The following is a 22,387-nucleotide window of genomic DNA, read 5'->3' on the forward strand; positions in this document are numbered from 1 at the left end:
GCGGCGCGTCAGCGCCCGGCCCATTCAATGGCGGTTTCGAGGATGGTTTTCAGCGTGGCGCGGATCGGCGCGGCATAGGTCGCGTCGTAAGGTACCGGCCAGTTCTCGGGCGAGCCCTTCCCGGCCGGCTCGCGCATGTAGCCGCGGTTGGAGAGCTCCATCTGCAGCGCGTGCACTCCGTCCTGCGGCTGGCCGAAGCTGCGGGTGATCCAGCCGCCCTTGAAGCGGCCGTTGACCACCCAGGCCTCGCCGGTCGCGGCGAGGATTTCGGCGACCTTGTCCTGCAGCGACGGATCGGTGCTCCTGCCGTCATTGGTGCCGAGATTGAAGACCGGCAAAGTGCCTTCGAACAGGCGCGGCAGCACCGATCGGATCGAATGGCAGTCATAGAGCACGATATTCTCGTGCATGCCGCGCAGCCGGTCGATTTCGGCCTGCAAGGCGGCATGATACGGTACGAAATAGGTCTCGCGGCGCTGGTCGATCTCGGACGGGGTCGGTTCGTCGCCCATTTTATAGAGCGGATCGCCGTCGAAGGTCTCGGTCGGGCAGAGCGTCGTCGTGGCCTGCCCGGGATAGAGCGAGACGCCCGACGGATCGCGGTTGACGTCGATGACCGTGCGCGAAATAGCGGTGTGCACGACAGTCGCGCCGAGATCAGCAGCGAAGTCATAGAGCTTGTCGATCCACCAGTCGCAGTCGCGCCGCCCCAGCCAGGTCGAGACCAGCCGGCTGTCGAGGCCGGCAAGGTCGATGCCCGTATGCGGGATCGAGACCAGCAGGGGTGCTGTGCCCTGGGTGACGGTGAGCCAGGATGGCGTTGCCATCATGCCGCTCCCGCAATCGACGGCAGCGCGATGGCGCTTGCCGCCTTCACCGTGGCGCCGCTGCGGACCATGGCGATCGCCTTTTCCATGTCGGGATGGAAATGGCGGTCGTTGTCGAGATGCGGGACTTCGGCCCGGACCAGCTTGCGCACGGCTTCGAGCGCGGCGCTGGAGGTGAGAGGCTGGTGGAAATCGCAGCCTTGCGCCGCGGCCAGCAGTTCAATGCCGATCACGGCGGTCGCATTCTCGATCATGCCGAGCAGCCGCCGCGCGCCATGCGCCGCCATCGAGACATGGTCTTCCTGGTTGGCCGAGGTCGGGATGGAATCCACGCTCGCCGGATAGGCCTTCTGCTTGTTTTCCGAAACAAGGGCGGCCGCTGTCACCTGCGGGATCATGAAGCCGGAGTTCAGACCCGGCTTCGGCGTCAGGAAGGCCGGCATGCCGGACAATGCCGGATCGACCAGCATGGCGATGCGCCGCTCCGACAGCGAGCCGATCTCGCAGACGGCCAGCGCGATCATGTCGGCGGCGAAGGCCACCGGCTCGGCGTGGAAATTGCCGCCCGAAAGCGCGGTGTCGTCCTCGGCGAAGATCAGCGGATTGTCGGTGACGCCATTGGCCTCGGTCTCAAGCGTGTCGGCGGCCTTGCGCAGCACGTCGAGGGCAGCACCCATCACCTGCGGCTGGCAGCGCAGGCAATATGGGTCCTGCACGCGCTCGTCGCCGATGCGGTGCGATTCACGAATGGCGCTGCCGGCCATCAGATTGCGCAGGGCATCCGCCGTTTCGATCTGGCCGCGATGCTTGCGCAAGAGATGGATGCGCGGATCGAAGGGCGCATCGGAGCCCTTGGCGGCATCGGTCGACAGCGCGCCGGCGACCAGCGCCGACTGGTAGAGCGTCTCGGCCTCGAACAGGCCGGCGAGGGCGAAAGCCGTCGAGAACTGCGTGCCGTTGAGCAGTGCCAGACCCTCCTTGGCGCCGAGCGTCACCGGCTCAAGCCCGTGCGAGACGAAGGCCACCTTGGCCGGGAACCGGCCATGCGGGGTAAAACATTCGCCGACGCCGATCATGACGGCCGTCATGTGCGAAAGCGGCGCGAGGTCACCGGAAGCACCGACCGAGCCTTGCGCCGGCACCACCGGGATGACGTCGTTGGCGAGCATGGCTTCCAGCAATTCGATGGTCTGAGGCCGCACGCCGGAGGCGCCCTGGGCAAGGCTGGCGAGCTTCAGCGCCATCATCAGCCGCACCACCGCGACCGGCATCGGCTCGCCGACCCCTGCGGCATGCGACAGCACGATGTTGCGCTGGAGCGTTTCGAGATCGTTGGCCGGGATACGGACGCTGGCCAGCTTGCCGAAGCCGGTGTTGATGCCATAGACCGGCTCGCCCTTGGCGACGATGCGGGCGACCGCCTCGGCGCTGGCCTTGATCTTCGGCCGGCAGGCGGCGTCAAGCTGCGGCACGGCGCCGCGATAGATGGCGCGCCAGTCGGCAAGCGTCGCGTTTCCGGGCGTCAGGGTAAGTTCCGTCATTGTCCTCTCCAGATACGGGCATGGAGCGGGTTGAAGCCCATGCGGTAAACGAGTTCGGCTGGGCGCTCGATATCCCAGATGGCAAGGTCGGCCGATTTGCCGGCTTCCAACGTGCCTGTGCTATCGAGCAGGCCAAGTGCCCGCGAGGCTTCGCGGGTGACGCCGGCAAGGCATTCATCGACAGTCATGCCGAACAGCGTCGCGGCCATGTTCATGGTGAGCAGCAGCGAGGTGAGCGGCGAGGTGCCGGGATTAGAGTCGGTAGCGACTGCCATCTTGACGCCGTGGCGGCGGAACAGGTCGACCGGCGGCTTCTTCGTCTCGCGGATGAAATAATAGGCGCCGGGCAGGATCGTCGCCACGGTGCCGGCCTTGGCCATCGCCTCGGCGCCTTCCTCGTCCGCATATTCGAGGTGGTCGGCCGACAACGCGCCATAGCGGGCGGCAAGTGCTGCGCCATGCAGGTTGGAAAGCTGGTCGGCGTGGAGTTTTACAGGCAGGCCGAGCGCTTTGGCCTTGTCGAAGACAAGTGCCATCTGCTCGGGCGAGAATGCAATGCCCTCGCAGAAGCCATCGACAGCATCGGCGAGCTTTTCGGCGGCGACTTGCGGCAGAATGGTGCCGGCGACGAGATCGATGAACGCATCCTTGTCGCCCTTGGCCTCGGGCGGCAGCGCATGGGCAGCCAGACAGGTGGTGCGGACCGTGACCGGGCGCTCATTGGCCAGACGGCGAGCAGCGCGCAGCGACTTCTTCTCATTGTCGGCATCGAGGCCGTAGCCGGACTTGACCTCGACGGTGGTGACCCCTTCGGCCATCAGCGCATCGAGGCGCGGCAGGGTCTGGCCGACCAGTTCGTCCTCGCTCGCGGCGCGCAGCGACTTGACCGAGGAGACGATGCCGCCCCCAGCGCGGGCCACTTCTTCATAAGTGGCGCCGGCCAGCCGCATTTCGAACTCGTTGGCGCGGTTGCCGGCATAGACCAGATGCGTATGGCAGTCGATCAGGCCGGGCGTGATCCAGCGTCCCGCGCAATCGACGGTCTCGGCGCCCTGCCCGGCCGCAGCCGGCATGTCGGCCTCAGGACCGGCATAGACGATGAGACCGTCACGCGACGCGATCGCGCCTTTCTCGACGATGCCGAGACCGGCTGCGCCATCGGCCATGGTCGCCAGCCGCGCATTGCGCCAGACCCGAAGGCCGCTCTTCCCGTTTGCTCCACCCATCATCTTTTCCATTTGATTGGATAGCGATTATGTATATACATATTGAGACACGACGCAAGTGGTATCGTCGCTCAAGCATCGAGATTTGGAGACAAACGTGACAGCGATCTTTGCGGAACAGGCGCTTTTGCCCGGCGGTTGGCAGGGCAAAGTAAGGATTGCTTTCGATGGCGGCCGCATCTCCACGGTCGAGGCCGGCGCTTCCGCACAAGCCGGCGACGAGCGCCACGCCATTGTCGTGCCTGGCATGCCCAATCTGCACAGCCACGCCTTCCAGCGCGGCATGGCGGGCCTTGCCGAGCTGCGCGGGCCTTCGGCCGACAGTTTCTGGAGCTGGCGCGAGGTGATGTACCGTTTCGCGCTGTCGATGACACCCGACCAGGTCGAGGCGGTCGCGGCGCAGCTTTATGTCGAGATGCTGGAGGCCGGCTTCTCGCGCGTCGGCGAGTTCCACTATCTGCATCACGACCGCGACGGACAGCCTTACGCCAATATCGCCGAGATGGCGGAACGCATCGCCGCTGCCGCAGCCGATACCGGCGTCGGCCTGACGCTGCTGCCGGTGTTTTACGCCCACTCATCCTTCGGCGGCGCCGCGCCAAATGAAGGCCAACGGCGATTCATCAATGATGTAGAGCGCTTCGGGCGGCTGCTTGAGAAAGGCCGCGAGGCTGTTCGTCCGCTGGAGCAGGCTGTCGTCGGCGTCGCGCCGCACAGTCTGCGCGCCGCCACGCCGGACGAGCTCAACGCCGTCGCGGCGATGGCGCCGAACGGGCCGATCCATATCCATGTCGCCGAACAGGTGAAGGAAGTCGAGCACTGCGTCGCCTGGTCGGGCAAGCGTCCGGTCGAGCTCCTGCTCGCCAACGCCAAGGTCGACAAACGCTGGTGCCTGATCCACGCCACGCATATGACCGAGGCAGAGACCATCGCCATGGCGAAAAGCGGTGCGATCGCCGGGCTCTGCCCGATCACCGAGGCCAATCTCGGCGATGGCACGTTCGCGGCCCCGCTGTTCGTCGAGCATGGCGGACGCTTCGGCGTCGGCTCCGATTCCAATGTGCTGATCGGCCTGCCGGACGAGCTTCGGCAGCTCGAATATTCGCAGCGCCTCGCCCACCGCGCCCGCAACGTGCTGGCCCGCGCCGGCGGTTCCACGGGGCGCGCACTGTTTGACGCTTCGCTCGACGGCGGCAGCCAGGCGCTCGGCGCCGGACCGTCGCAAATCGCCGCCGGCGGCCCCGCCGATTTCGTCTCGCTCGACGCCGGCCATCCTTCGCTTGCCGGCAAGGCGGGCGACACGATCCTCGACGCCTGGATTTTTGCCAATGGCAGCAAGGTCGATTGCGTCTGGGTGCATGGCAAGAAGCAGGTCAGCGGCGGCAGGCATGCGAAGCGCGAGGCGGTCGCCGAGCGGTTTCGCAAAGTCATGACCGCATTGTCGCAAGGCTGAACAGGACCATCCGATGAGTCTTGTCGAAACAGATGATGTCGAGGGCGCAGAGAGTATCTCGCTGCATCAGCGAATCCTGTCCGACATCCGAGAAAAGATCCTCTCGGGCGCCTGGGCGCCCGGCCACCGCATCCCTTTCGAGCACGAACTGACGGCCCACTATAATTGCTCGCGCATGACCGTGAACAAGGCGCTGTCGCAACTCGCCAAGGCCGGACTGATCGAGCGCCGCCGCCGGTCCGGCAGTTTCGTGCGCCAGCCGCAGTCGCAGGCGGCGGTGCTTGAACTGCACGACATCAGGATCGAGGTCGAGGCGCTCGGCCTGCCCTATCGCTATGAGCGGCTGGAACGCCTGAGGCGGCGCAGCAGCGCCGAGGACCGCGCCCTGCTGGGGCTTTCCGCATCAGGTCCGGTGCTTGCGCTGGAAGGCTTGCATTTTGCCGGCGAACGGCCGTTCGCGCTCGAGCAGCGGCTGATCAACCTTTCTGCGGTGGCCGAGGCTGGCGAGGAGGAATTTGTCGACATCGCGCCCGGCCCCTGGCTGATCGGCCGCGTGCCGTGGAGCGAGGCCGAGCACCGCATCCGCGCCACGGCCGCCGACGACACTGTCGCCGATGTGCTCGACATCGATCCCGGAGCGCCCTGCCTGGTGGTCGAGCGTCGCACCTGGAGCGCCGAGCACCCGGTCACGCATGTGCGTTTCATCTATCCGGCGGAGAGCCATACGCTGGTGGCAAGGTTCACGCCTTCGCAGGGGTAGCGCTGTCTTTACCCTCCCCCTTGTGGGGAGGGTCGCCGCGAAGCGGCGGGGCGGGGGTCGGCGCAGCCCCCCACCCGGGCCTTCGGCCCGACCGCCCCACAAGGGGGAGGTAGAAGGCTGGCGCTAAATCGCCGCCGTCACAATGATCTCGACCAGGTATTCCGGGCCGGCGAGCTTGGCTTCGCCGGTGGCGCGAGCGGGCGTGTGGCCCTGCGGCACCCATTTGTCCCATTCTGAATTCATCTCGGCGAACGTGCCCATGTCGGCCAGCCAGATGATCGTCTGCACGATCTTGGTCTTGTCGGTGCCGGCCTTGGCCAACAATTCGTCAATGGTCTTCAGGATGTCGCGGGTCTGCGAGGCGACGTTGCCGCCGGGCTCGCCGACCTGGCCGGCCAGATAAACGGTGTTGCCGTGGATGACGATCTGGCTCATGCGCGGGCCGACATCGATGCGACGAATGCTCATTCGAGAGGTTCCTTCGTTTTTAGAGGTCGGCGCCTGTTTAGAGTCCGAACCGGCTCGGGGCAAGGCCGGCGGACGCGAAACCAATTGAGCCAATTGTCCGGTCTCGACGCGATTGCGTACACGGCGAGTTGAGCGGCGATGACACAATTGCGCCGGGCCGGCATGTTGACTAATGTAATAACATCACATATCGACAACGCACTCGATTTTCGCGGACCGCCGCCTGATGACCAATGCCTGCCTGACCTTCCGCGACCTGACGCTCGGCTACAACAGCCATCCGGCGATCCATCACCTCAACGGCATCGTCAGAAAGGGCTCGCTGACGGCTGTGGTCGGCGCCAACGGTTCGGGCAAGTCGACGCTGATGAAGGGCATCGTCGGCGTGCTCAAGCCGATGGAAGGCGCTGTGGTCCGTATGCCCGGCGTGCGCGCAGCCTACCTGCCGCAGCAGTCGGAGCTCGATCGCTCCTTTCCGGCACGGGTCGTCGACCTGGTCTCGCTTGGGCTGTGGCCAAAGCGCGGCATGCTTGGCCGCTACACCAAGGAAGACCGCGAATCCGTCAGCAAGGCGCTGATGGCGGTCGGGCTCGGCGGCTTCGAGAAGCGGCCGATCGACACGCTGTCCGGCGGCCAGCTGCAGCGCACGCTGTTTGCCCGCGTGCTTTTGCAGGACGCCGACCTTATCCTGCTCGACGAGCCGTTCAATGCGGTCGACGCCAAGACGGTCGGCGACCTCATCCAGCTGATCAAACGCTGGCATGGCGAGGAACGCACGATCATGGTCGTGGTGCACGACCTCGATCTCGTGCGGCAGAATTTCCCGGAGACGCTGCTGCTGGCGCGCCAGCCCGTCGCCTGGGGCGACACAAAAGAAACGCTGCGGCCGGAAAACCTGCTCAAAGCAAGGCGCTTCCACGAGGCGTGGGAAGAAAACGCGCCGTGGTGCGAGCCGGATGATCACGACCATGGCCATGATCACGCGCACGGCCACCACGATCACGCGCATGATCACGACCATCAGCACGGCTCCGGACCGAGGGCGGCGTGATGGATTTCCTCTACGGCCTGTTCATCGCGCCTTTCGCCGATTTCGCCTTCATGCAGCGGGCGCTGTTCGGCTCGCTGATGCTGTCGCTCGGCGCCTGCCCGGTCGGCGTCTTCCTGATGCTGCGGCGCATGAGCCTGTCGGGCGATGCCATGGCGCATGCCATCCTGCCCGGTGCTGCCGCCGGCTTCCTGCTCTATGGGCTGGAAATCCTGCCGATGACGGTCGGCGGATTGATCGCCGGCATCATCGTCGCGCTTGGCGCGGGCGCGGTCTCGCGCTTCACCATCCAGCGCGAGGACGCTTCGATGGCGGCTTTCTATCTCATCTCGCTAGCCGTCGGCGTGCTGATGGTGTCGATCCGCGGCTCCAGCGTCGACCTGATGCATGTGTTGTTCGGCACGGTGCTGGCGCTCAACAATGAGGCGCTCATCCTGATCGGCGGCATCGTGGTGGTGACGCTCGCCTGCCTCGCCGTCTTCTGGCGCGCGCTTGTGGCCGAATGCCTCGATCCGCTGTTCCTGCGCTCGGTGAGCCGCATGGGCAGCCCGGTGCATTTCATCTTCCTCGGCCTTGTCGTGCTCAACCTCGTCGGCGGCTTCCAGGCGCTTGGCACGTTGCTCTCGGTCGGGCTGATGATGCTGCCGGCGGCGGCCGCCCGTTTCTGGACGGCGCGCGTGGAACCGATGTGCGTGCTGGCGGTGCTGATCGGCTTTGCCTCCTGCATCGCCGGGCTGCTTTTGTCCTACCACGCCTCGCTGCCCTCGGGACCGGCGATCATCCTTTCGTCCGGCGTCGTCTATTTCTGCTCCATCGTGTTCGGCACGCGGGGTGTGCTGCGCGCCCGCATCGTGCATCACCGCCACCGGACAGCCTGACCCATCCCCAAGCAAGGAGTCTCCAATGCTGAAATCTTTCCGTGCCGCCCTGGCGTTGAGCGTTATAACATTAAGCGCCTTCGCGACGTCATCGGCGTTCGCCGAGCCGCTCAAGGTCGTGGCGAGTTTCACCGTGATTGCGGACTTTGCGAAAAATGTCGGCGGCGACCGGGTGAACATCACCACCATCGTAGGCCCGGACGGCGACGCGCATGTCTATGAGCCGAGCCCGGCCGACGCAGTGGCGATGGCTAAAGCCGACGTGGTGCTGGTCAACGGCCTGCATTTCGAAGGTTTCCTGCAGCGCCTGGTCGACGCCAGCGCCACCAAGGCTGCGATCGTGACGCTGACCAAGGGCGTGACGCCGATCGACTTCAAGCCGGAATTCGCCGATGCCGACGCAGCCGAAGGTGCCGATACCAGCGGCGGCAAGACCGTCACCGATCCGCACGCCTTCCAGTCAATCGCCAATGCCAAGATCTATGTGAAGAATATCGCCGAGGCCTTCTGCACGGCCGACAGCGAAGGCTGCGACAGCTACAAAGCGAACGCCGCCGCCTACACCACCAAGCTGGATGCGCTGGAGAGCCAAGTGAAGGCGGCGATCCAGTCGATCCCTGAGGAAAAGCGGGTCGTCATAACTTCGCATGACGCCTTCGGCTATTTCGAGCACGAATACGGCCTGACCTTCCTGGCACCGCAAGGCGTCTCGACCGACTCCGAGCCTTCGGCCGCGGACGTCGCAAAGCTCGTCAAACAGGTCAAGCAGGACAAGGCTACCGCTATCTTCATCGAGAACATCACCAATCCGCGGCTGATCGAGCAGATCTCGAGCGAATCCGGCATCAAGGTCGGCGGCACGCTCTATTCGGACGCGCTGTCTGGGCCCGACGGCCCGGCCTCGACCTATATCGACCTGATGCACAACAACATCACGCAGATCAAGGGCGCGATCCTGGGAAGCTGATCGGTCGAGCATCCAACCGGGCCGAATTGGCCCGGTTGGAATTTCCTGCGCGCAATGTCTATTTGGCAGAGAATTCCTTCAATGCGGATTGCCGCCCCCCTCCCGGAGTGGCAAGACTGCCGCCAAAGAGATCGCGAGGACGACACCATGGAATACCGCCAGATCAGCGACGATTATTCGGTCTCCGGCCAGATCCAGCCGGAGGACATCGCCGCCATCAAGGACGCCGGCTTCAAAAGCGTGATCTGCAACCGGCCGAACGACGAGCAGCTGGGCCAGCCCTCGGCCGAGAACGTTCAGGCGGCGGCCGAGGCAGCCGGGCTCGGCTTCCGCTACATCCCGGTCATCAGTGGCCAGATCACCATGGACAATGTCGAGGACCAGGCCGCCGCGCTCGATGAGCTCGAAGGTCCCGTCTTCGCCTATTGCCGGTCCGGGGCACGCTGCACCAATCTTTATGGGCTGATCCAGCAGCGCCGGGGGTGAAGCTGTCCGACCGACATCTCGCAGGCTAGCGATCCGTCACACCCCCCCTCTGGCCTGCCGGCCATCTCCCCCGCAAGGGGGGAGATTAGCAGCTTCGCCGACGGCGCTATTCCTGCAACGTCAGCCATTGGCGGAGGCCGGCGTGATTGTCTGATCTCCCCCCTTGCGGGGGAGATGGCCGGCAGGCCAGAGGGGGGTGCTGTCCCTCCAGCTTCTCCAAATCCCAGAAACTAGATCGGCAGCGCGCCGGTCTCCTTCAGTGTCTCCAGCACGATCGCCGTCTTCACATGCTGCACGGATTCGTGCGGCAGCAATACGCCGTTGACGAACTCCGACAATGATTTGAGATCGGGCGTCACCACCTTCAGGATGTAATCCATCTCGCCGGTCAGCGCATGCGCCTCCTGCACTTCGGGCAGGCGTGCGACCAGCTCGCCGAAGCGGCGTGCGTTGTCGCGGTTGTGGGTAGCCAGGGTCACCGAGATGACGTTGACCAGCGAAAAGCCCAGACGATCGCGGTCGAGAACGGCGCGGTAGCCCTTGATATAACCATCGTCCTCCAGCCGCTGGCGGCGGCGCGAGCATTGCGAGGGCGAGAGATTCACGCGCTCCGAAAGGTCGTTGTTGGTGTACCGCGCATCGTCCTGCAGAAGCGCCATTATCTTGCGGTCAAACTGATCAAGGCGCGCATTGTCCATGGATTTCTCTCCAATCATGCACAAGTTGCGCACATCATGAGCATTTCAAGCGGTTGAATGCAAGCACCGTGCGGCCGTCCCGCGCTATCATCCGAAACGTTGGCCAAGCTTGGCCGCAACAGTTTTGGAGGACTGCCATGGGCCCCTTCCCGCACGACGCCCCACCCGTCAGGATCAGCAAGCAAAACCCCGCCGGCACCGATGGCTTTGAGTTTGTCGAGTTCGCGCATTCGGAGCCGGAAAAGCTTGCCGAGCTCTTCACCCGCATGGGCTATGTCGCGGTTGCCAAGCACCGCACCAAGAACATCACCGTCTGGCGGCAGGGCGACATCAACTATGTCGTCAATGCCGAGCCCGGCTCGCATGCGATGAACTTCGTCGACAAGCACGGCCCCTGCGCCGCCTCGATGGCGTGGCGCGTGGTCGATGCCAAGCACGCTTTCGATCATGCCGTGTCCAAGGGTGCGACGCCCTATGAGGGCACCGACAAGGCGCTCGACGTGCCGGCGATCGTCGGCATCGGCGGCTCGCTGCTCTATTTCATCGAGGCCTATGGCGAGAAGGGCTCGGCCTACGACGCCGAGTTCGAATGGCTGGGCCAGCGCGACCCGAACCCGGAAGGCGTCGGCTTCTACTTCCTCGACCACCTCACCCACAATGTCTACCGCGGCAACATGGACAAGTGGTGGGATTTCTATCGCGACCTGTTCGGCTTCAAGCAGATCCATTTCTTCGATATCGACGGCAAGATCACCGGGCTTGTCAGCCGCGCCATCACCTCGCCCTGCGGCAAGATCCGGATTCCGCTCAACGAATCCAAGGACGAGACCAGCCAGATCGCCGAATACCTCAAGAAGTACAATGGCGAGGGCATCCAGCACATCGCCGTCGGCACCGACGCGATCTACGAGGCCACCGACAAGCTCGCCGCCAACGGGCTGAAATTCATGCCCGGCCCGCCCGACACCTATTACGAGATGTCGCATGAGCGCGTGCACGGCCATGACGAGCCGATCGAGCGCATGAAGAAGCACGGCATCCTGATCGACGGCGAAGGCGTCGTCGACGGCGGCACGACCAAGATCCTGCTGCAGATCTTCTCCAAGACGGTGATCGGCCCGATCTTCTTCGAGTTCATCCAGCGCAAGGGCGACGAAGGTTTTGGCGAGGGCAATTTCCGGGCGCTGTTCGAATCGATCGAGCAAGACCAGATCAAGCGCGGCGTGATCAAGCTGGACGGCAAGGCGGCTCGTTTGCGGCTCGATCGGCTTTGATTTAAGTTCCGACCCTAAGAGGTCGCGCCGTGATCGTCTCCATAACCCAAGCCAAGGCTAAACTATCGGAACTCGTGAGGCGCGCGAAAGCCGGCGAAGAGATTCATATGACACGCCGTGGAAGGCTTGTCGCGACTTTAAGCGCTCCGGCCGGAGGTGGCGGGAGCAAGGGACTTTTCGGTGCCCTCAAAGGTCAAATCAAGGTATCGAACGATTTCGATGAACTTGGCCCCGAGTGGGACACTTACCTAAAGTGACAATAAGAGCCCCAGTCGCTCAACCTCCGTCTTCCTGAGCTTGATGTCGTAGTCGAGCAGAAACTCGTCCAATTGCGGCGGCGCGACCGAGGTGCCGGAAAGCATGGCATGCACCTGGCCGCGATGATGGATGTCGTGCAGGAAGACATGGGCGAGGATGTCGCCGATGCGCTCAGGGATCATGCCGTCTTCGCGCCGGTCTGTGATAATACGGCGATCGAGATCGGCTTCCGACAGGCCGTCGCAGAAGGCGATCAGCCTGCGGTCGAAATCGGCCTGCGCCGCCGCCAGGCTTGCCGCATCCTCGAATGGTATGAAGTCGTCGTAGGCCGCGGCGCCCCGGCCGCCGTCCGTCAGGAAATCGAGATAAAGACGGTCGACTGCCAGGATGTGGTTGAGCGTCTCCCTGATCGAGGGAAAGAAGCTCGTGCGCCCGGCCTCGAACTCGCCGGGCTTGAGCGCAAGCACGGCGCCGTAGAGCCGGTCGTTTGACCACAGATTGTTGCGCGCCATGCGGCGCAGATGCTCGAGCAGGGTCACCGGCTCAAAACTCTCTCACCCCTCGTATTTCTCGACCTTCTGCTCGATGGCGCCGAAGATCGAGTGTCCCGCTTTGTCCTTCATCTCGATACGCACCGTGTCGCCGAAACGCAGGAAGGGCGTCTTCGGCTCGCCGCTCTCGATAGTCTCGATCATGCGCAGCTCGGCGATGCAGGAATAGCCGGCACCGCCGGCCGCCACCGGCTTGCCCGGTCCGCCATCGAGCTTGTTGGAGACGGTGCCGGAGCCGATGATGGTGCCGGCGGCGAGCGGCCGGGTCTTTGCCGCATGGACGATCAGCGCCGGGAAATCGAAGGTCATGTCGATGCCGGCGTTGGCGCGGCCGAACGGCTTGCCGTTAAGGTCGGCGAGCAGCGCAAGGTTGACCTTGCCGCCGTCCCAGGCGTCGCCCAGCTCATCCGGCGTGACCGCGACCGGCGAGAAAGCGGATGACGGTTTCGACTGGAAGAAGCCAAAGCCTTTCGCCAGTTCCGACCCGGTGATGGCGCGCAACGTCACGTCGTTGACCAGCATCACCAGCCGGATCGCATCTTTCGCCTCGCCCGCCCCGGCGCCCATCGGCACATCGTCGACGATGACGGCGACTTCCGCCTCCATGTCGATGCCGAAGGCCTCGTCGGCCACGCGGATCGAGTCGCGCGGCGCAATGAAGCTATCCGAGCCGCCCTGGTAGATCAGCGGATCTGTCCAGAAGCTCGCCGGCATCTCGACGCCGCGCGCCTTCCGCACCAGCTCGACATGGTTCACATAGGCCGAGCCGTCCGCCCATTGATAGGCGCGCGGCAGCGGCGAATGCGCGTCATGCTCGTGGAAGCGCGCCGAAGGCACCGCGTTGGTCTCCAGCGATTCCGCCATCGCCGCCAGATGCGGCGCAATGCGGCGCCAGTCGTCGAGCGCGGCCTGCAGCGTCGGCACCAGGAAGGAAGCGTCGGTGAACCGCGTCAGATCGCGCGAGACCACGACCAGCTTCCCGTCGCGCGTCTCGTTCTTCAAAGTGGCAAGCTTCATGCGGTTTCCTCTCTTGTGCGGCCTTTTCACCGCTTTGTCACACAACAAAGCGCCCGCGAGCGATCGTCAAGTCGCCTCGGCACGTTTTCCTGACAATCATCTGCCGATCAGGACCAGTCGCCCTCGGGCGTACCGTTGAAGCGCTTCTTCAGGTCGGCCCAGCAGTCGATATAGTTCTCCTGCAAGGTGCCGAGCTCGGCGGCGTAGCGGGTCAGCATCTGCGGGAAGCGCGTCTCGAACATGAAGGCCATGGTGTTGTCGAGCTTGACGGGCTTCAGCTCGGCGCGTGTCGCCTTGTCGAAACCGGTGGCGTCCGGCCCATGCGCCAGCATTTGGTTATGCAGGCTGATGCCGCCGGGAACGAAACCCTCTTCCTTTGCGTCATACTGGCCGTGGATCAGGCCCATGAACTCGCTCATGATGTTGCGGTGGTACCAGGGCGGCCGAAACGTGTTTTCCGCCACCAGCCAACGCGGCGGGAAGATGACGAAGTCGACATTGGCGGTGCCCTCCTCGCCGCTCGGTGCCGTCAGCACCGTGAAGATCGACGGATCAGGGTGATCGAAAAGGATGGCGCCAACCGGGGAAAAGGTTGCAAGATCATATTTGTAGGGCGCGTAGTTGCCGTGCCAGGCGACGACGTCGAGCGGCGAATGGCCAAGCTCGGTGACATGGAAGGTGCCGCACCATTTGACGATCAGCCGGCAGGGCGTCTCCTTCTCCTCGAACCAGGCACAGGGCGTCTTGAAGTCGCGCGGGTTGGCCAGGCAATTGGCGCCGATCGGGCCGCGGTCCGGCATGGTGAATTTGGCGCCATAGTTCTCACAGACATAGCCGCGCGCCTCCTTGTCCGCGAGCTCGACCTTGAAGACGAGGCCGCGCGGCAGCACCGCGATCTCGCCGGGGCGAAGCTCGATCACGCCCATCTCGGTGACGAAGCGCAGCGCGCCAACCTGCGGCACGACCAGCAGTTCGCCGTCGGCGTTGAAGAAATGGTCGTCGGTCATCGAGCGGTTGGCGACATAGACATGCGCGGCCATGCCGGACTGGCCGACCGCGTCGCCGGCCGTGGTGAAGGTGCGCATGCCCGAAATGAAGTCCGTCGGCTCGGAAGGCATCGGCGTCGGATTCCATCTATATTGGCCGAGCGCCAGCTCGTGATCGCCGATATTGGGCCCGGTCTTCCACAAAGGATAGCTCGCGCCCTGGAAGCGGCCGGTGTGTTTTACGCTCGGACGGATGCGGTAGAGCCAGGAGCGCTCATTGGTGCCGCGCGGCGCTGTGAAGGGCGAGCCGGAAAGCTGCTCGGCATAGAGCCCGTAGGCCGGCCGCTGCGGCGAGTTGCGGCCCTGCGGCAGCGATCCAGGCAGCGTCTCGGTCTCGAAATCATTGCCGAAGCCCGGCATGTAGGAAAAGCCCATCCGATCCTCCCTGATCCCGGCTTGCAAGCTGATAAACCTGGTCTGCCGGCGATGTTGACCAAACTGGTTTCATTTGTAACCATCGAAAATGTAACTATCAACGGCCACGCTGCATGCGAGGGGCGCCCATGGAACCGGATATCCTCGAACTGGAGAGTTTCCTGCCCTATCGGCTCTATCGGCTTGCCGACACCGTCAGCCGCGAATTCTCGCGCATCTACAAGGAGCGCCAGGGCCTGACGCGGCCGGAATGGCGCACGCTCTCCGGGCTTGGCGAGCGCGGCACGATGACCGCGACGGAGCTCGGCGAACAGTCGGCCATGCACAAGACCAAGGTGTCGCGCGCGGTGGCCGAACTGGAACAGCGGCGTTGGCTGACGCGCACGCCCGACGAGAACGACCGGCGCGTCGAGCACCTGGCGCTGACCAAGGCGGGGTTAGCCGCCTATCGCGAGATGGTGCCGCTGGCGAAAGCGTTCGAGAGGGAGTTGCTGGGGAGGTTGAGTGCGGGGGAGCGGGCGGCGATTGTGACGGGGGTCGCGGCGCTGGAGGAAGCCTTATCGGCTGCGTAGCGATCCTTCGCACCCCCCTCTGTCCTGCCGGACATCTCCCCCGCAAGGGGGGAGATTAGCAGCTTCGGCGCCCCGCTCACTCGCCAACGTTGGTGATTGGCGAGGGCGAGAACGACATCTAATCTCCCCCCTTGCGGGGGAGATGGCCGGCAGGCCAGAGGGGGGTGCTGTCCCGCCAGCGTTTCTAATCAGCTACCAATCCATCACCACCTTGCCCGAACTGCCGCTCCGCATCGCATCGAAGCCGACCTGGAAATCGTCGATCCCAATGCGGTGCGTGATCAGCCCGGAAACATCGAGCGGCCCTTGCACGAGGGCGATCATCTTGTACCAGGTCTCGAACATCTCGCGGCCATAGATGCCTTTCAGGTGCAGCATCTTGAAGATGACCTTGTTCCAGTCGATCTCGAAGCCGGTCGGCGCGATGCCGAGGATGGCGATCTTGCCGCCATTGTTCATGGTGTCGATCATGTCACGGAAAGCGGGGGCCGCGCCCGACATCTCCAGCCCGACATCGAAACCTTCGCTCATGCCGATCGAAGGCATCACATCGCGCAGCTTTTCCTTCGAGGCGTCGACGACGTGCTGAACGCCGAGCTTGCGCGCCAGATCCAGCCGGACCGGGTTGATGTCGGTGATGACGACCTTGCGCGCGCCGACGCATTGCGCGACCAGCGCGCCCATGATGCCGATCGGCCCGGCGCCGGTGACCAGCACATCCTCGCCGACGAGATCGAAGGACAATGCCGTATGCACGGCGTTGCCGAGTGGATCGAAGATGGCCGCGATCTCGTCCGGCACGTCGTCGGGAATCGGCACGACATTGTGCTGCGGGATCACCATGTATTCGCCGAAGGCACCTGGACGGTTGACGCCGACGCCAAGCGTGTTGCGGCAGAGATGCCCTCTGCCGGCGCGGCAGTTGCGGCAATGGCCGCAGACGATATGGCCTTCGCCCGAGACGCGCTGGCCAACCTTGTATTCGGTGACCGCCGCGCCGTAGTCGGCGACCGTGCCGACGAATTCATGGCCGGTCACCATCGGCACCGGTACCGTCTTCTGCGCCCACTGGTCCCAGTTGTAGATGTGGACGTCAGTGCCGCAGATCGCGGTCTTCTTGACCTTGATCAGCACGTCGTTGGGGCCGATCTCCGGCACCGGCACCTCTTCCATCCAGATGCCCGGCTCGGCCTTGGCCTTCACCAGCGCCTTCATCATGTTGGACATTCTTTTGTTCCTTGAATCGCTTGATCCGGAATCGTTTTTCAGCGCCAGCCGTTCAGGAAATCACGCCCAGATCCTTGCCGATCGCCCCGAACGCCTCGACCGCGCGATCGATATCGCCGGCGGAATGAGCGGCCGACATCTGCGTGCGGATGCGCGCCTGGCCCTTCGGCACCACCGGGAAGGAGAAGCCGATGACATAGATGCCGCGCTTCAGCATGCGCTGCGCCATCTCCTGCGCCAAAGCCGCGTCGCCCAGCATCACCGGTATGATCGGGTGATCCGCGCCCGCAAGCGTAAAGCCGAGCTTACCCATCTGAGACCGGAAACGATCCGCATTGGCATATAGGCGCTCGCGCAGTGCGTCGCCATGACGGATCAACTCGAACACCTTGATCGAGGCGCCGGCAATCGCAGGCATCAGCGTGTTGGAAAAGAGATAGGGTCGCGAGCGCTGGCGCAGCCAGTCGACGACCTCTCTCTTGCCCGAGGTGTAGCCGCCGGATGCGCCGCCCAACGCCTTGCCGAGCGTCCCGGTGATGATGTCCACCCTGCCCTCGACGCCGCAATACTCGGCCGAGCCGCGGCCTTGTCTGCCGACGAAGCCGACCGCATGGCTGTCGTCGACCATGACCATCGCATCGTATTTCTCGGCAAGGTCGCAGACACCCCGCAAATTGGCGATGATGCCGTCCATCGAGAACACGCCATCGGTGGCGATCAGCCGGAAGCGGCAATCCTTCGCCTCCTTCAGCCGGGCTTCCAGATCGGCCATGTCGTTGTTGGCGTAGCGGAAGCGCTTGGCCTTGGAGAGCCGCACCCCGTCGATGATCGAAGCGTGGTTCAGCGCGTCGGAAATGATCGCGTCCTCCTCGCCGAGCAGCGTCTCGAACAAGCCGCCATTGGCATCGAAGCAGGAAGAGTAGAGGATGGTGTCGTCCATGCCGAGGAAGGATGAGATCGTCGCCTCGAGCTGCTTGTGCTCCTCCTGCGTGCCGCAGATGAAGCGCACCGAGGCCATGCCGTAGCCATAGCGGTCGAGCGCATGCTTTGCCGCGTCGCGCAGATCCCGGCTGTCGGCGAGGCCGAGATAGTTGTTGGCGCAGAAATTCAGCACCTTTTCGCCGCCGACCTCGATCTCGGCGGACTGCATCGAGGAAATCACCCGCTCGGACTTGTAGAGTCCGGCCGATTTCAGGCCCTGCAGCTCGCTGTCGATATGGGAAAGGAATGCTTTGCTCATGGTCCGGCCCTGTTCGGTTCGAGCCGGACTGTCGCGCCTGGGCCAAGAAAAATCCATCGCAAAAGCGACCGGTTCGGTGGCGTCGCGAAAGCTCGATCGCAATCCTTCGCGATGTCGTGACCACGATGCGCTCAAAAACGCGGTGTGCGGGAAAGGACGTGATAACCATCTTGCGAGCTTTGTCGCGCCGCCGCGATCGCCGTCGGCCTCCCTTGCAGACCTGTTAACCCTTTCACGGCAAGCGTTTCCCGCCACGAATGCTTGGCAGGAATCCGTCGACCGGAGGGTCACCCAGTTATGTCGCAGCAGCCAGTGCATAGCGTTTCGCGCAAGCTGATCCTGCTGATCAAGACCGGCTACTGGCTGGCGCTCACGATCATTGCCGCCATGGTGGTGGCCTCGTTCATTCTTCTGCAGCAGTTGATGGCGCAGCAACAGCACAATGATGCGCTGCTCGACATCGTCTCGACGCAGAAAGCGCTGTCGCAGCGCATCGTCTTCCTGGCCAGCGCCACCGGTGCCGCCTCGCGCGACAAGCAGCCGGCGCTGGTCACCGCGCTCAAGCAGGCGACCGGCGAGTTCGAGACCAGCTACGACCTGCTGCTCACGGAGACCGGCGCCGATCCGCTGTCACCGGCGCGCAACGATCCGAAATCGATCGAATACGTGCTGTTCAGCAAGCCGTTCCACCTCGATTATTTCTCGGTCGGCCTCGTCGCCAATGGCGACAGGCTGGTCTCGTCCTTCGAGTCGCAGCTCGGCATGCAGAGCGACGGCTACAAGGGCGGCGGCGAACGCGTCGGCCTCGACGCTTCCGTCGCCAATGCGACCATGTCCGGCTATGCCGCGCTCGGCCAGCGCATCAGCGCTTTCGCCAATGAAAAGGCCAGCAACATCCTCGACTTGCACCGCAAGTTGTTCTTCGCCACACTCGGCGTCATCGTGCTGGTAGCGCTGTTCATCTTCCGGCCGATGTCCAACGCCATCCTGCGCAAGACGCGCGAGCTGGTCGACGCGCGCAACTCGATGGCCTTCATCGCCGTGCATGACGGCCTGACCGGCCTGCACAACCGCACCTTCCTCACCGACCATTTCGACACGCTGATCAAGGGTGCGCATCGCCGCCGCGAGCGTCTGGCGGTGATCCAGCTCGATCTCGACCGCTTCAAGCAGATCAACGATACGCTTGGCCACGCCGCCGGCGACTATGTGCTGGTGGTGACCGCGCAGCGCATGCGCGATTCCTGCCGGGCGTCTGATCTCTGCGCGCGGCTCGGCGGCGACGAGTTCGTCATGATCCTCAACGGCGCCGGCAGCACCGAGGACATCCATGCGCTGGCCAAGCGCATCATTGGCGAGATCAACGAGCCGATCACGTTCCAGGGCACAACCATCCTGCCCGGCGCCAGCGCCGGCATCGCGGTCTATCCGGTGGATGCCGACAATGCGCAGGACCTACTCGTCCATGCCGATCTCGCGCTCTATTCCGCCAAGAAGCTCGGCGGCGGCAACTTCTCCTTCTTCTCCGAGGAGTTGCGGCGCGAGCTCGACTACCGCAAGCAGCTCGAACAGGACATCCGCACGGCGATCGCCAACAAGAGCTTCGAGGTCTATTTCCAGCCGCAGGTGTCGCTGACCAGCGGCAAGATCAGCGGCATCGAGGCGCTGGTGCGCTGGAAGCACGCGACACGCGGCATGATCTCGCCCGGCGAGTTCATTCCCGTCGCCGAAAAATGCGGCTTCATGCCGGATATCGGCCGCATCGTCATCGCCAAGGCGATCGAGGAAGCCGCCGAATGGGACCGCGCCGGCATCGATTTCGGGCGCATCGCCGTCAATGTCTCGGGCACGGAGCTGCGCGAGCCCGATTTCGACGCCTTCCTGTTCGGCACGCTGGAGCGCGTAGGCCTGGCGCCGCAGAAGCTGGCGCTGGAGATCGTCGAATCCGTCATCCTCGACGACGAAAAGACCGGGATCGCCGCCAAGCTCCGCCACATCCGCGCCACCGGCGTGCATCTCGAGCTTGACGATTTCGGCACCGGCTATGCCTCGCTCAGCCACGTCAACCCGAATGAGATCGACCGGCTGAAGATCGACCGCCGCTTCGTCCAGAACATCAACGAGAACGGCGACAACACCAAGATCGTGCGCGCCATCACCGAGCTTGCCCGGGGGCTCGGCATCTCGATCGTCGCCGAGGGTGCCGAAACCGAGGCTGAGCTCGACTCGCTGATGGCAATCGGCTGCGACCAGGTACAGGGCTATTCGATCGCCTTCCCGATGCCGCAGGACAAGGCGCGCGAATGGCTGACGGCACGCAGCCCGAAGAAGTCGAGGCTGAAGGTGCTGCAGGGCAGCCTCGCTTGAGATGCACTGACATTCAGGTGAGGCCGGTCTGCAAATGGCGGCTTCCTGCGCTTCCGGTGCTCACGTACTTTAAGTACGCTCCGCTCCGGTTCTCGGAACCCGCCATTTTCGACTCGGCCTGACCCGAATCTCAACGCATCTGGCACCTAGCCATGCTTGACAAGACCCGCGCTACCTTAGTGTCTTGCCATGATCGCAAGCGGTTCTCGCAAATTTCGCTTCAACTTCTTATGGCGACGCTGCTGCTTGTCGCATCGCCGGCTTTGGCCGCTGACCGCACCATCTATCTCACCTTCGACGACGGCCCGCTGAACGGCACAAGCAACATCCTAGACGTGCTGCAGGTCGAGCAGGTGCCGGCAACGCTGTTCATGGTCGGCATGCATGCCGAGGCCAATGCCGCCAACCGGGCCTTGCTGCAGCGAGCGAAATCGATGCCGCTGGTGACGATCGGCAACCACAGCTACAGCCATGCCTATAATCACTACCGCCATTTCTACGGGGATACCGAAGGCGTGGTCGCCGACATGCTCAGGGCGAATGCCGTTCTGGGTCTCAGGCCGGCCGTGCATGCGCGGCTGCCCGGACGCGACGTGTTCAGGCTGCCTAATTACTCGGGTAACGACAATTCGCTGGGTCTCGCACAGGCGGGACGCGAGGATCCGGATTACGAATTCGTCGCGGCGTCGGGCTTCTGGCTTTACGGCTGGGACCACGAATGGGTGCATGAGGACAGCGGCAAGCCGGTGCAGAGCGTCGACCACCTGGTCAGCGAGATCGACCATCTGTTCGGCTATGGCCATTTCGCCAAGCCGCGCAAGCTTATCCTGCTCATGCATGACGAGATGTTCCAGGACGCCTTTGACGGCAAGGCAAATCTGACGGCGTTGATCGCAGCGCTCAGGCTGCGCCATTACGCCTTCGGCGCGATAGCGGGTTATGATCGCTAAGAGCTTATGATTTGACTGCGCGAGCCGGGTTGCCGGGGCGAGGCGGGATGTCGTTCTCGTCACCGGGGAAAGACGCCAGCAGATGCCCGAAGCTCGGCGCTTCGACGTTCGCCCTTAGCGCAGCCAGCACTTCGGCGAATTCGGCCAGCCTCTCATCGGCGATGCCCATGCGCAGCTGCTTGTCGAAGGCGATCGCGGCCATCCGCAGTTTCTCGAACAGCGCTTCGCCGGCCTCGGTCAGGGCCACCTGGTGGACCCTGCGGTTCTCCGGATCACGGCGGCGCGTCAGCAACCCTTGCGCCTCCATGGCGTTGAGGTGATGCGTCAGCGTCGCGCCCTGGATGCCGATCATGCCGGCGAGCTCGCGCTGGTTGGCGAGTTCCTTCGACTTGACCGACAGCAAGGTCAGCCAGACCGGCAGCGTGCCGCCGGCCTCGACCAGCGCGGCATCGAAAGCCTGCGCTACCACCTTCGAGGTGCGGGCGAGGTTCATGCCAACGGGCGGGCGGTCAAACGGTGTCATGACCTGACAGTAGAGCAAGCAGCGGGGACGTGAAACTCGGCTTCATGCATTGACATCTAATCATTAGATATCTAACTTTGTCTTATTGATGGCGTCGCGACATGGCTGCGACGCGCGGCGGGCAGCAGAGAGGAATGCGGTCATGCAATATGTCTATATCGTCGTCATCGGCCTGCACGTCGTGGCCGGCGTCTTCTGGGCCGGCACCACCGTTGCGGTTGCCCGCGATCCGGAGATCAAGGCGGAACGGTTCTTCCGGCCGCAAATGGGCGCGGCCGGTTTGGCTTTCCTGACCGGTTTGCTGCTCTGGTATTTCTTCCATGAGGGTGCTTTCGGCTCGATGGAGAAGGTATTGGCGCTGGGTATTTTGACGGCGCTGATCGCCGCCGGCGTGCAGGGCGCGCTTGTGGGCTCGGCCAGCAGGCAGCTTGCCGGCGCCGATGCTGCGACCCAAACAGAGCTGCGCGCGAAAATGACCAGAGGCGAACGCATCGCCGGCGGGCTGCTGGTCATCACCGTGCTTTGCATGGCGACCGCCAAGATGTTTTGAGATCGCACGGCCGGTGTAAGCCGACCATGCGCGGCGCGCAACCGACCGAAGCGGCAGGTGGCTCTCCTTGCAGAGGTCGATTGCG

The 22,387-nt window shown here is 63.9% G+C and carries 23 protein-coding genes; 12 read left to right on the plus strand and 11 right to left on the minus strand.

Annotation, left to right across the window (positions count from 1 at the left end):
• Positions 1-8: 8 nt before the first annotated feature.
• Genes hutG through hutI form a run of 3 tightly spaced genes read right to left on the minus strand, consistent with a single transcriptional unit; the run spans position 9 to position 3,594 of the window.
• The gene (hutG, locus tag RFM98_RS07800; RefSeq protein WP_320308323.1) at positions 9-827 is read right to left on the minus strand and encodes an N-formylglutamate deformylase; all 819 of its coding nucleotides are present in this window, start codon (positions 825-827) and stop codon (positions 9-11) included.
• The gene (hutH, locus tag RFM98_RS07805; protein WP_320308324.1) at positions 827-2,368 is read right to left on the minus strand and encodes a histidine ammonia-lyase; all 1,542 of its coding nucleotides are present in this window, start codon (positions 2,366-2,368) and stop codon (positions 827-829) included. The genes hutG and hutH overlap by 1 nt, the downstream gene beginning before the upstream one ends.
• The gene (gene hutI, locus RFM98_RS07810) at positions 2,365-3,594 is read right to left on the minus strand and encodes an imidazolonepropionase (RefSeq protein WP_320308325.1); all 1,230 of its coding nucleotides are present in this window, start codon (positions 3,592-3,594) and stop codon (positions 2,365-2,367) included. Before hutI ends, hutH begins: the two co-directional genes overlap by 4 nt.
• A gap of 97 nt (positions 3,595-3,691) precedes the next feature.
• Here hutI and RFM98_RS07815 point away from each other — a divergent pair, with 97 nt between their 5' ends.
• Entirely contained in the window at positions 3,692-5,047 is a 1,356-nt protein-coding gene (locus RFM98_RS07815) for a formimidoylglutamate deiminase (RefSeq protein WP_320308326.1), read from the plus strand.
• 13 nt (positions 5,048-5,060) lie between these two features.
• Positions 5,061-5,807, plus strand: coding sequence for a histidine utilization transcriptional repressor HutC (hutC, locus tag RFM98_RS07820; protein ID WP_320308327.1), 747 nt, complete (start codon positions 5,061-5,063; stop codon positions 5,805-5,807).
• Between the two features lie 123 nt (positions 5,808-5,930).
• On the opposite strand, the gene RFM98_RS07825 is transcribed toward hutC, so the two are convergent.
• Complete coding sequence (locus RFM98_RS07825) at positions 5,931-6,275, minus strand: RidA family protein (protein ID WP_320212134.1); 345 nt, start codon at positions 6,273-6,275, stop codon at positions 5,931-5,933.
• A 226-nt stretch (positions 6,276-6,501) separates the two neighbouring features.
• Between RFM98_RS07825 and aztA the strand changes: the two genes are divergently transcribed.
• From aztA to RFM98_RS07845, 4 genes are all read left to right on the plus strand, one after another.
• Entirely contained in the window at positions 6,502-7,326 is an 825-nt protein-coding gene (gene aztA, locus RFM98_RS07830; protein WP_320308328.1) for a zinc ABC transporter ATP-binding protein AztA, read from the plus strand.
• Positions 7,326-8,201 carry a zinc ABC transporter permease AztB gene (gene aztB, locus RFM98_RS07835; RefSeq protein WP_320308329.1) on the plus strand — a complete coding sequence of 292 codons (876 nt, stop codon included), beginning with the start codon at positions 7,326-7,328 and terminating at the stop codon, positions 8,199-8,201. The genes aztA and aztB overlap by 1 nt, the downstream gene beginning before the upstream one ends.
• 25 nt (positions 8,202-8,226) lie before the next feature.
• Complete coding sequence (aztC, locus tag RFM98_RS07840; protein WP_320308330.1) at positions 8,227-9,168, plus strand: zinc ABC transporter substrate-binding protein AztC; 942 nt, start codon at positions 8,227-8,229, stop codon at positions 9,166-9,168.
• A 147-nt stretch (positions 9,169-9,315) separates the two neighbouring features.
• A complete protein-coding gene (locus RFM98_RS07845) occupies positions 9,316-9,654 on the plus strand; it encodes a protein tyrosine phosphatase family protein (protein ID WP_320308331.1) in 339 nt (112 codons plus the stop codon).
• Positions 9,655-9,884: 230 nt separating this feature from the next.
• Here RFM98_RS07845 and RFM98_RS07850 read toward each other — a convergent pair whose 3' ends face one another.
• On the minus strand, positions 9,885-10,352 hold the full coding sequence (locus RFM98_RS07850) for an Lrp/AsnC family transcriptional regulator (protein ID WP_320308332.1): 468 nt from the start codon (positions 10,350-10,352) through the stop codon (positions 9,885-9,887).
• Between the two features lie 137 nt (positions 10,353-10,489).
• Here RFM98_RS07850 and hppD point away from each other — a divergent pair, with 137 nt between their 5' ends.
• Together hppD and RFM98_RS07860 are read left to right on the plus strand one after the other, a co-directional pair.
• On the plus strand, positions 10,490-11,626 hold the full coding sequence (gene hppD, locus RFM98_RS07855; protein ID WP_320308333.1) for a 4-hydroxyphenylpyruvate dioxygenase: 1,137 nt from the start codon (positions 10,490-10,492) through the stop codon (positions 11,624-11,626).
• A 29-nt stretch (positions 11,627-11,655) separates the two neighbouring features.
• Positions 11,656-11,883 carry a type II toxin-antitoxin system Phd/YefM family antitoxin gene (locus RFM98_RS07860; RefSeq protein ID WP_320308334.1) on the plus strand — a complete coding sequence of 76 codons (228 nt, stop codon included), beginning with the start codon at positions 11,656-11,658 and terminating at the stop codon, positions 11,881-11,883.
• On the opposite strand, the gene RFM98_RS07865 is transcribed toward RFM98_RS07860, so the two are convergent.
• The 3 genes from RFM98_RS07865 to hmgA form a co-directional block, all read right to left on the minus strand.
• Positions 11,875-12,423, minus strand: a complete 549-nt coding sequence (locus RFM98_RS07865) for a DinB family protein (protein ID WP_320308335.1) — start codon at positions 12,421-12,423, stop codon at positions 11,875-11,877. The genes RFM98_RS07860 and RFM98_RS07865 overlap by 9 nt on opposite strands.
• Positions 12,424-12,438: 15 nt before the next feature.
• Complete coding sequence (locus RFM98_RS07870; RefSeq protein ID WP_320308336.1) at positions 12,439-13,452, minus strand: fumarylacetoacetate hydrolase family protein; 1,014 nt, start codon at positions 13,450-13,452, stop codon at positions 12,439-12,441.
• A gap of 107 nt (positions 13,453-13,559) precedes the next feature.
• On the minus strand, positions 13,560-14,873 hold the full coding sequence (hmgA, locus tag RFM98_RS07875; protein ID WP_320308337.1) for a homogentisate 1,2-dioxygenase: 1,314 nt from the start codon (positions 14,871-14,873) through the stop codon (positions 13,560-13,562).
• A 128-nt stretch (positions 14,874-15,001) separates the two neighbouring features.
• On the opposite strand from hmgA, the gene RFM98_RS07880 reads away from it, so the two are divergent.
• Entirely contained in the window at positions 15,002-15,445 is a 444-nt protein-coding gene (locus tag RFM98_RS07880; RefSeq protein WP_320308338.1) for a MarR family winged helix-turn-helix transcriptional regulator, read from the plus strand.
• Positions 15,446-15,637: 192 nt separating this feature from the next.
• On the opposite strand, the gene tdh is transcribed toward RFM98_RS07880, so the two are convergent.
• Both tdh and RFM98_RS07890 read right to left on the minus strand, forming a co-directional pair.
• Positions 15,638-16,672 (minus strand): L-threonine 3-dehydrogenase, encoded by a 1,035-nt coding sequence (gene tdh, locus RFM98_RS07885; protein WP_320308339.1) that lies wholly within the window; start codon positions 16,670-16,672, stop codon positions 15,638-15,640.
• Positions 16,673-16,724: 52 nt separating this feature from the next.
• Positions 16,725-17,912: a glycine C-acetyltransferase gene (locus tag RFM98_RS07890; RefSeq protein ID WP_320308340.1), complete on the minus strand. Its 1,188-nt coding sequence runs from the start codon at positions 17,910-17,912 to the stop codon at positions 16,725-16,727.
• A gap of 297 nt (positions 17,913-18,209) precedes the next feature.
• Here RFM98_RS07890 and RFM98_RS07895 point away from each other — a divergent pair, with 297 nt between their 5' ends.
• Together RFM98_RS07895 and RFM98_RS07900 are read left to right on the plus strand one after the other, a co-directional pair.
• Positions 18,210-20,279: a putative bifunctional diguanylate cyclase/phosphodiesterase gene (locus tag RFM98_RS07895; protein WP_320308341.1), complete on the plus strand. Its 2,070-nt coding sequence runs from the start codon at positions 18,210-18,212 to the stop codon at positions 20,277-20,279.
• Positions 20,280-20,509: 230 nt separating this feature from the next.
• Complete coding sequence (locus RFM98_RS07900) at positions 20,510-21,229, plus strand: polysaccharide deacetylase family protein (protein ID WP_320308342.1); 720 nt, start codon at positions 20,510-20,512, stop codon at positions 21,227-21,229.
• A gap of 4 nt (positions 21,230-21,233) precedes the next feature.
• Here RFM98_RS07900 and RFM98_RS07905 read toward each other — a convergent pair whose 3' ends face one another.
• Positions 21,234-21,752 (minus strand): MarR family winged helix-turn-helix transcriptional regulator, encoded by a 519-nt coding sequence (locus RFM98_RS07905; protein ID WP_320308343.1) that lies wholly within the window; start codon positions 21,750-21,752, stop codon positions 21,234-21,236.
• 142 nt (positions 21,753-21,894) lie between these two features.
• On the opposite strand from RFM98_RS07905, the gene RFM98_RS07910 reads away from it, so the two are divergent.
• A complete protein-coding gene (locus RFM98_RS07910) occupies positions 21,895-22,302 on the plus strand; it encodes a hypothetical protein (protein ID WP_320308344.1) in 408 nt (135 codons plus the stop codon).
• The last annotated feature ends 85 nt before the right edge of the window (positions 22,303-22,387 follow it).

This window comes from Mesorhizobium australafricanum (assembly GCF_033977265.1).
Lineage (GTDB): Bacteria > Pseudomonadota > Alphaproteobacteria > Rhizobiales > Rhizobiaceae > Mesorhizobium > Mesorhizobium australafricanum.

Excerpts from the sequence above, each read along its gene's own strand:
- hutG (WP_320308323.1), bottom strand. The coding sequence starts at position 827 with ATGGCAACGCCATCCTGGCTCACCGTCACCCAGGGCACAGCACCCCTG.
- hutH (WP_320308324.1), bottom strand. The coding sequence starts at position 2,368 with ATGACGGAACTTACCCTGACGCCCGGAAACGCGACGCTTGCCGACTGG.
- hutI (WP_320308325.1), bottom strand. The coding sequence starts at position 3,594 with ATGGGTGGAGCAAACGGGAAGAGCGGCCTTCGGGTCTGGCGCAATGCG.
- hutC (WP_320308327.1), top strand. The coding sequence starts at position 5,061 with ATGAGTCTTGTCGAAACAGATGATGTCGAGGGCGCAGAGAGTATCTCG.
- RFM98_RS07825 (WP_320212134.1), bottom strand. The coding sequence starts at position 6,275 with ATGAGCATTCGTCGCATCGATGTCGGCCCGCGCATGAGCCAGATCGTC.
- aztA (WP_320308328.1), top strand. The coding sequence starts at position 6,502 with ATGACCAATGCCTGCCTGACCTTCCGCGACCTGACGCTCGGCTACAAC.
- aztB (WP_320308329.1), top strand. The coding sequence starts at position 7,326 with ATGGATTTCCTCTACGGCCTGTTCATCGCGCCTTTCGCCGATTTCGCC.
- aztC (WP_320308330.1), top strand. The coding sequence starts at position 8,227 with ATGCTGAAATCTTTCCGTGCCGCCCTGGCGTTGAGCGTTATAACATTA.
- RFM98_RS07845 (WP_320308331.1), top strand. The coding sequence starts at position 9,316 with ATGGAATACCGCCAGATCAGCGACGATTATTCGGTCTCCGGCCAGATC.
- RFM98_RS07850 (WP_320308332.1), bottom strand. The coding sequence starts at position 10,352 with ATGGACAATGCGCGCCTTGATCAGTTTGACCGCAAGATAATGGCGCTT.
- hppD (WP_320308333.1), top strand. The coding sequence starts at position 10,490 with ATGGGCCCCTTCCCGCACGACGCCCCACCCGTCAGGATCAGCAAGCAA.
- RFM98_RS07870 (WP_320308336.1), bottom strand. The coding sequence starts at position 13,452 with ATGAAGCTTGCCACTTTGAAGAACGAGACGCGCGACGGGAAGCTGGTC.
- hmgA (WP_320308337.1), bottom strand. The coding sequence starts at position 14,873 with ATGGGCTTTTCCTACATGCCGGGCTTCGGCAATGATTTCGAGACCGAG.
- RFM98_RS07880 (WP_320308338.1), top strand. The coding sequence starts at position 15,002 with ATGGAACCGGATATCCTCGAACTGGAGAGTTTCCTGCCCTATCGGCTC.
- tdh (WP_320308339.1), bottom strand. The coding sequence starts at position 16,672 with ATGTCCAACATGATGAAGGCGCTGGTGAAGGCCAAGGCCGAGCCGGGC.
- RFM98_RS07890 (WP_320308340.1), bottom strand. The coding sequence starts at position 17,912 with ATGAGCAAAGCATTCCTTTCCCATATCGACAGCGAGCTGCAGGGCCTG.
- RFM98_RS07895 (WP_320308341.1), top strand. The coding sequence starts at position 18,210 with ATGTCGCAGCAGCCAGTGCATAGCGTTTCGCGCAAGCTGATCCTGCTG.
- RFM98_RS07900 (WP_320308342.1), top strand. The coding sequence starts at position 20,510 with ATGGCGACGCTGCTGCTTGTCGCATCGCCGGCTTTGGCCGCTGACCGC.
- RFM98_RS07905 (WP_320308343.1), bottom strand. The coding sequence starts at position 21,752 with ATGACACCGTTTGACCGCCCGCCCGTTGGCATGAACCTCGCCCGCACC.
- RFM98_RS07910 (WP_320308344.1), top strand. The coding sequence starts at position 21,895 with ATGCAATATGTCTATATCGTCGTCATCGGCCTGCACGTCGTGGCCGGC.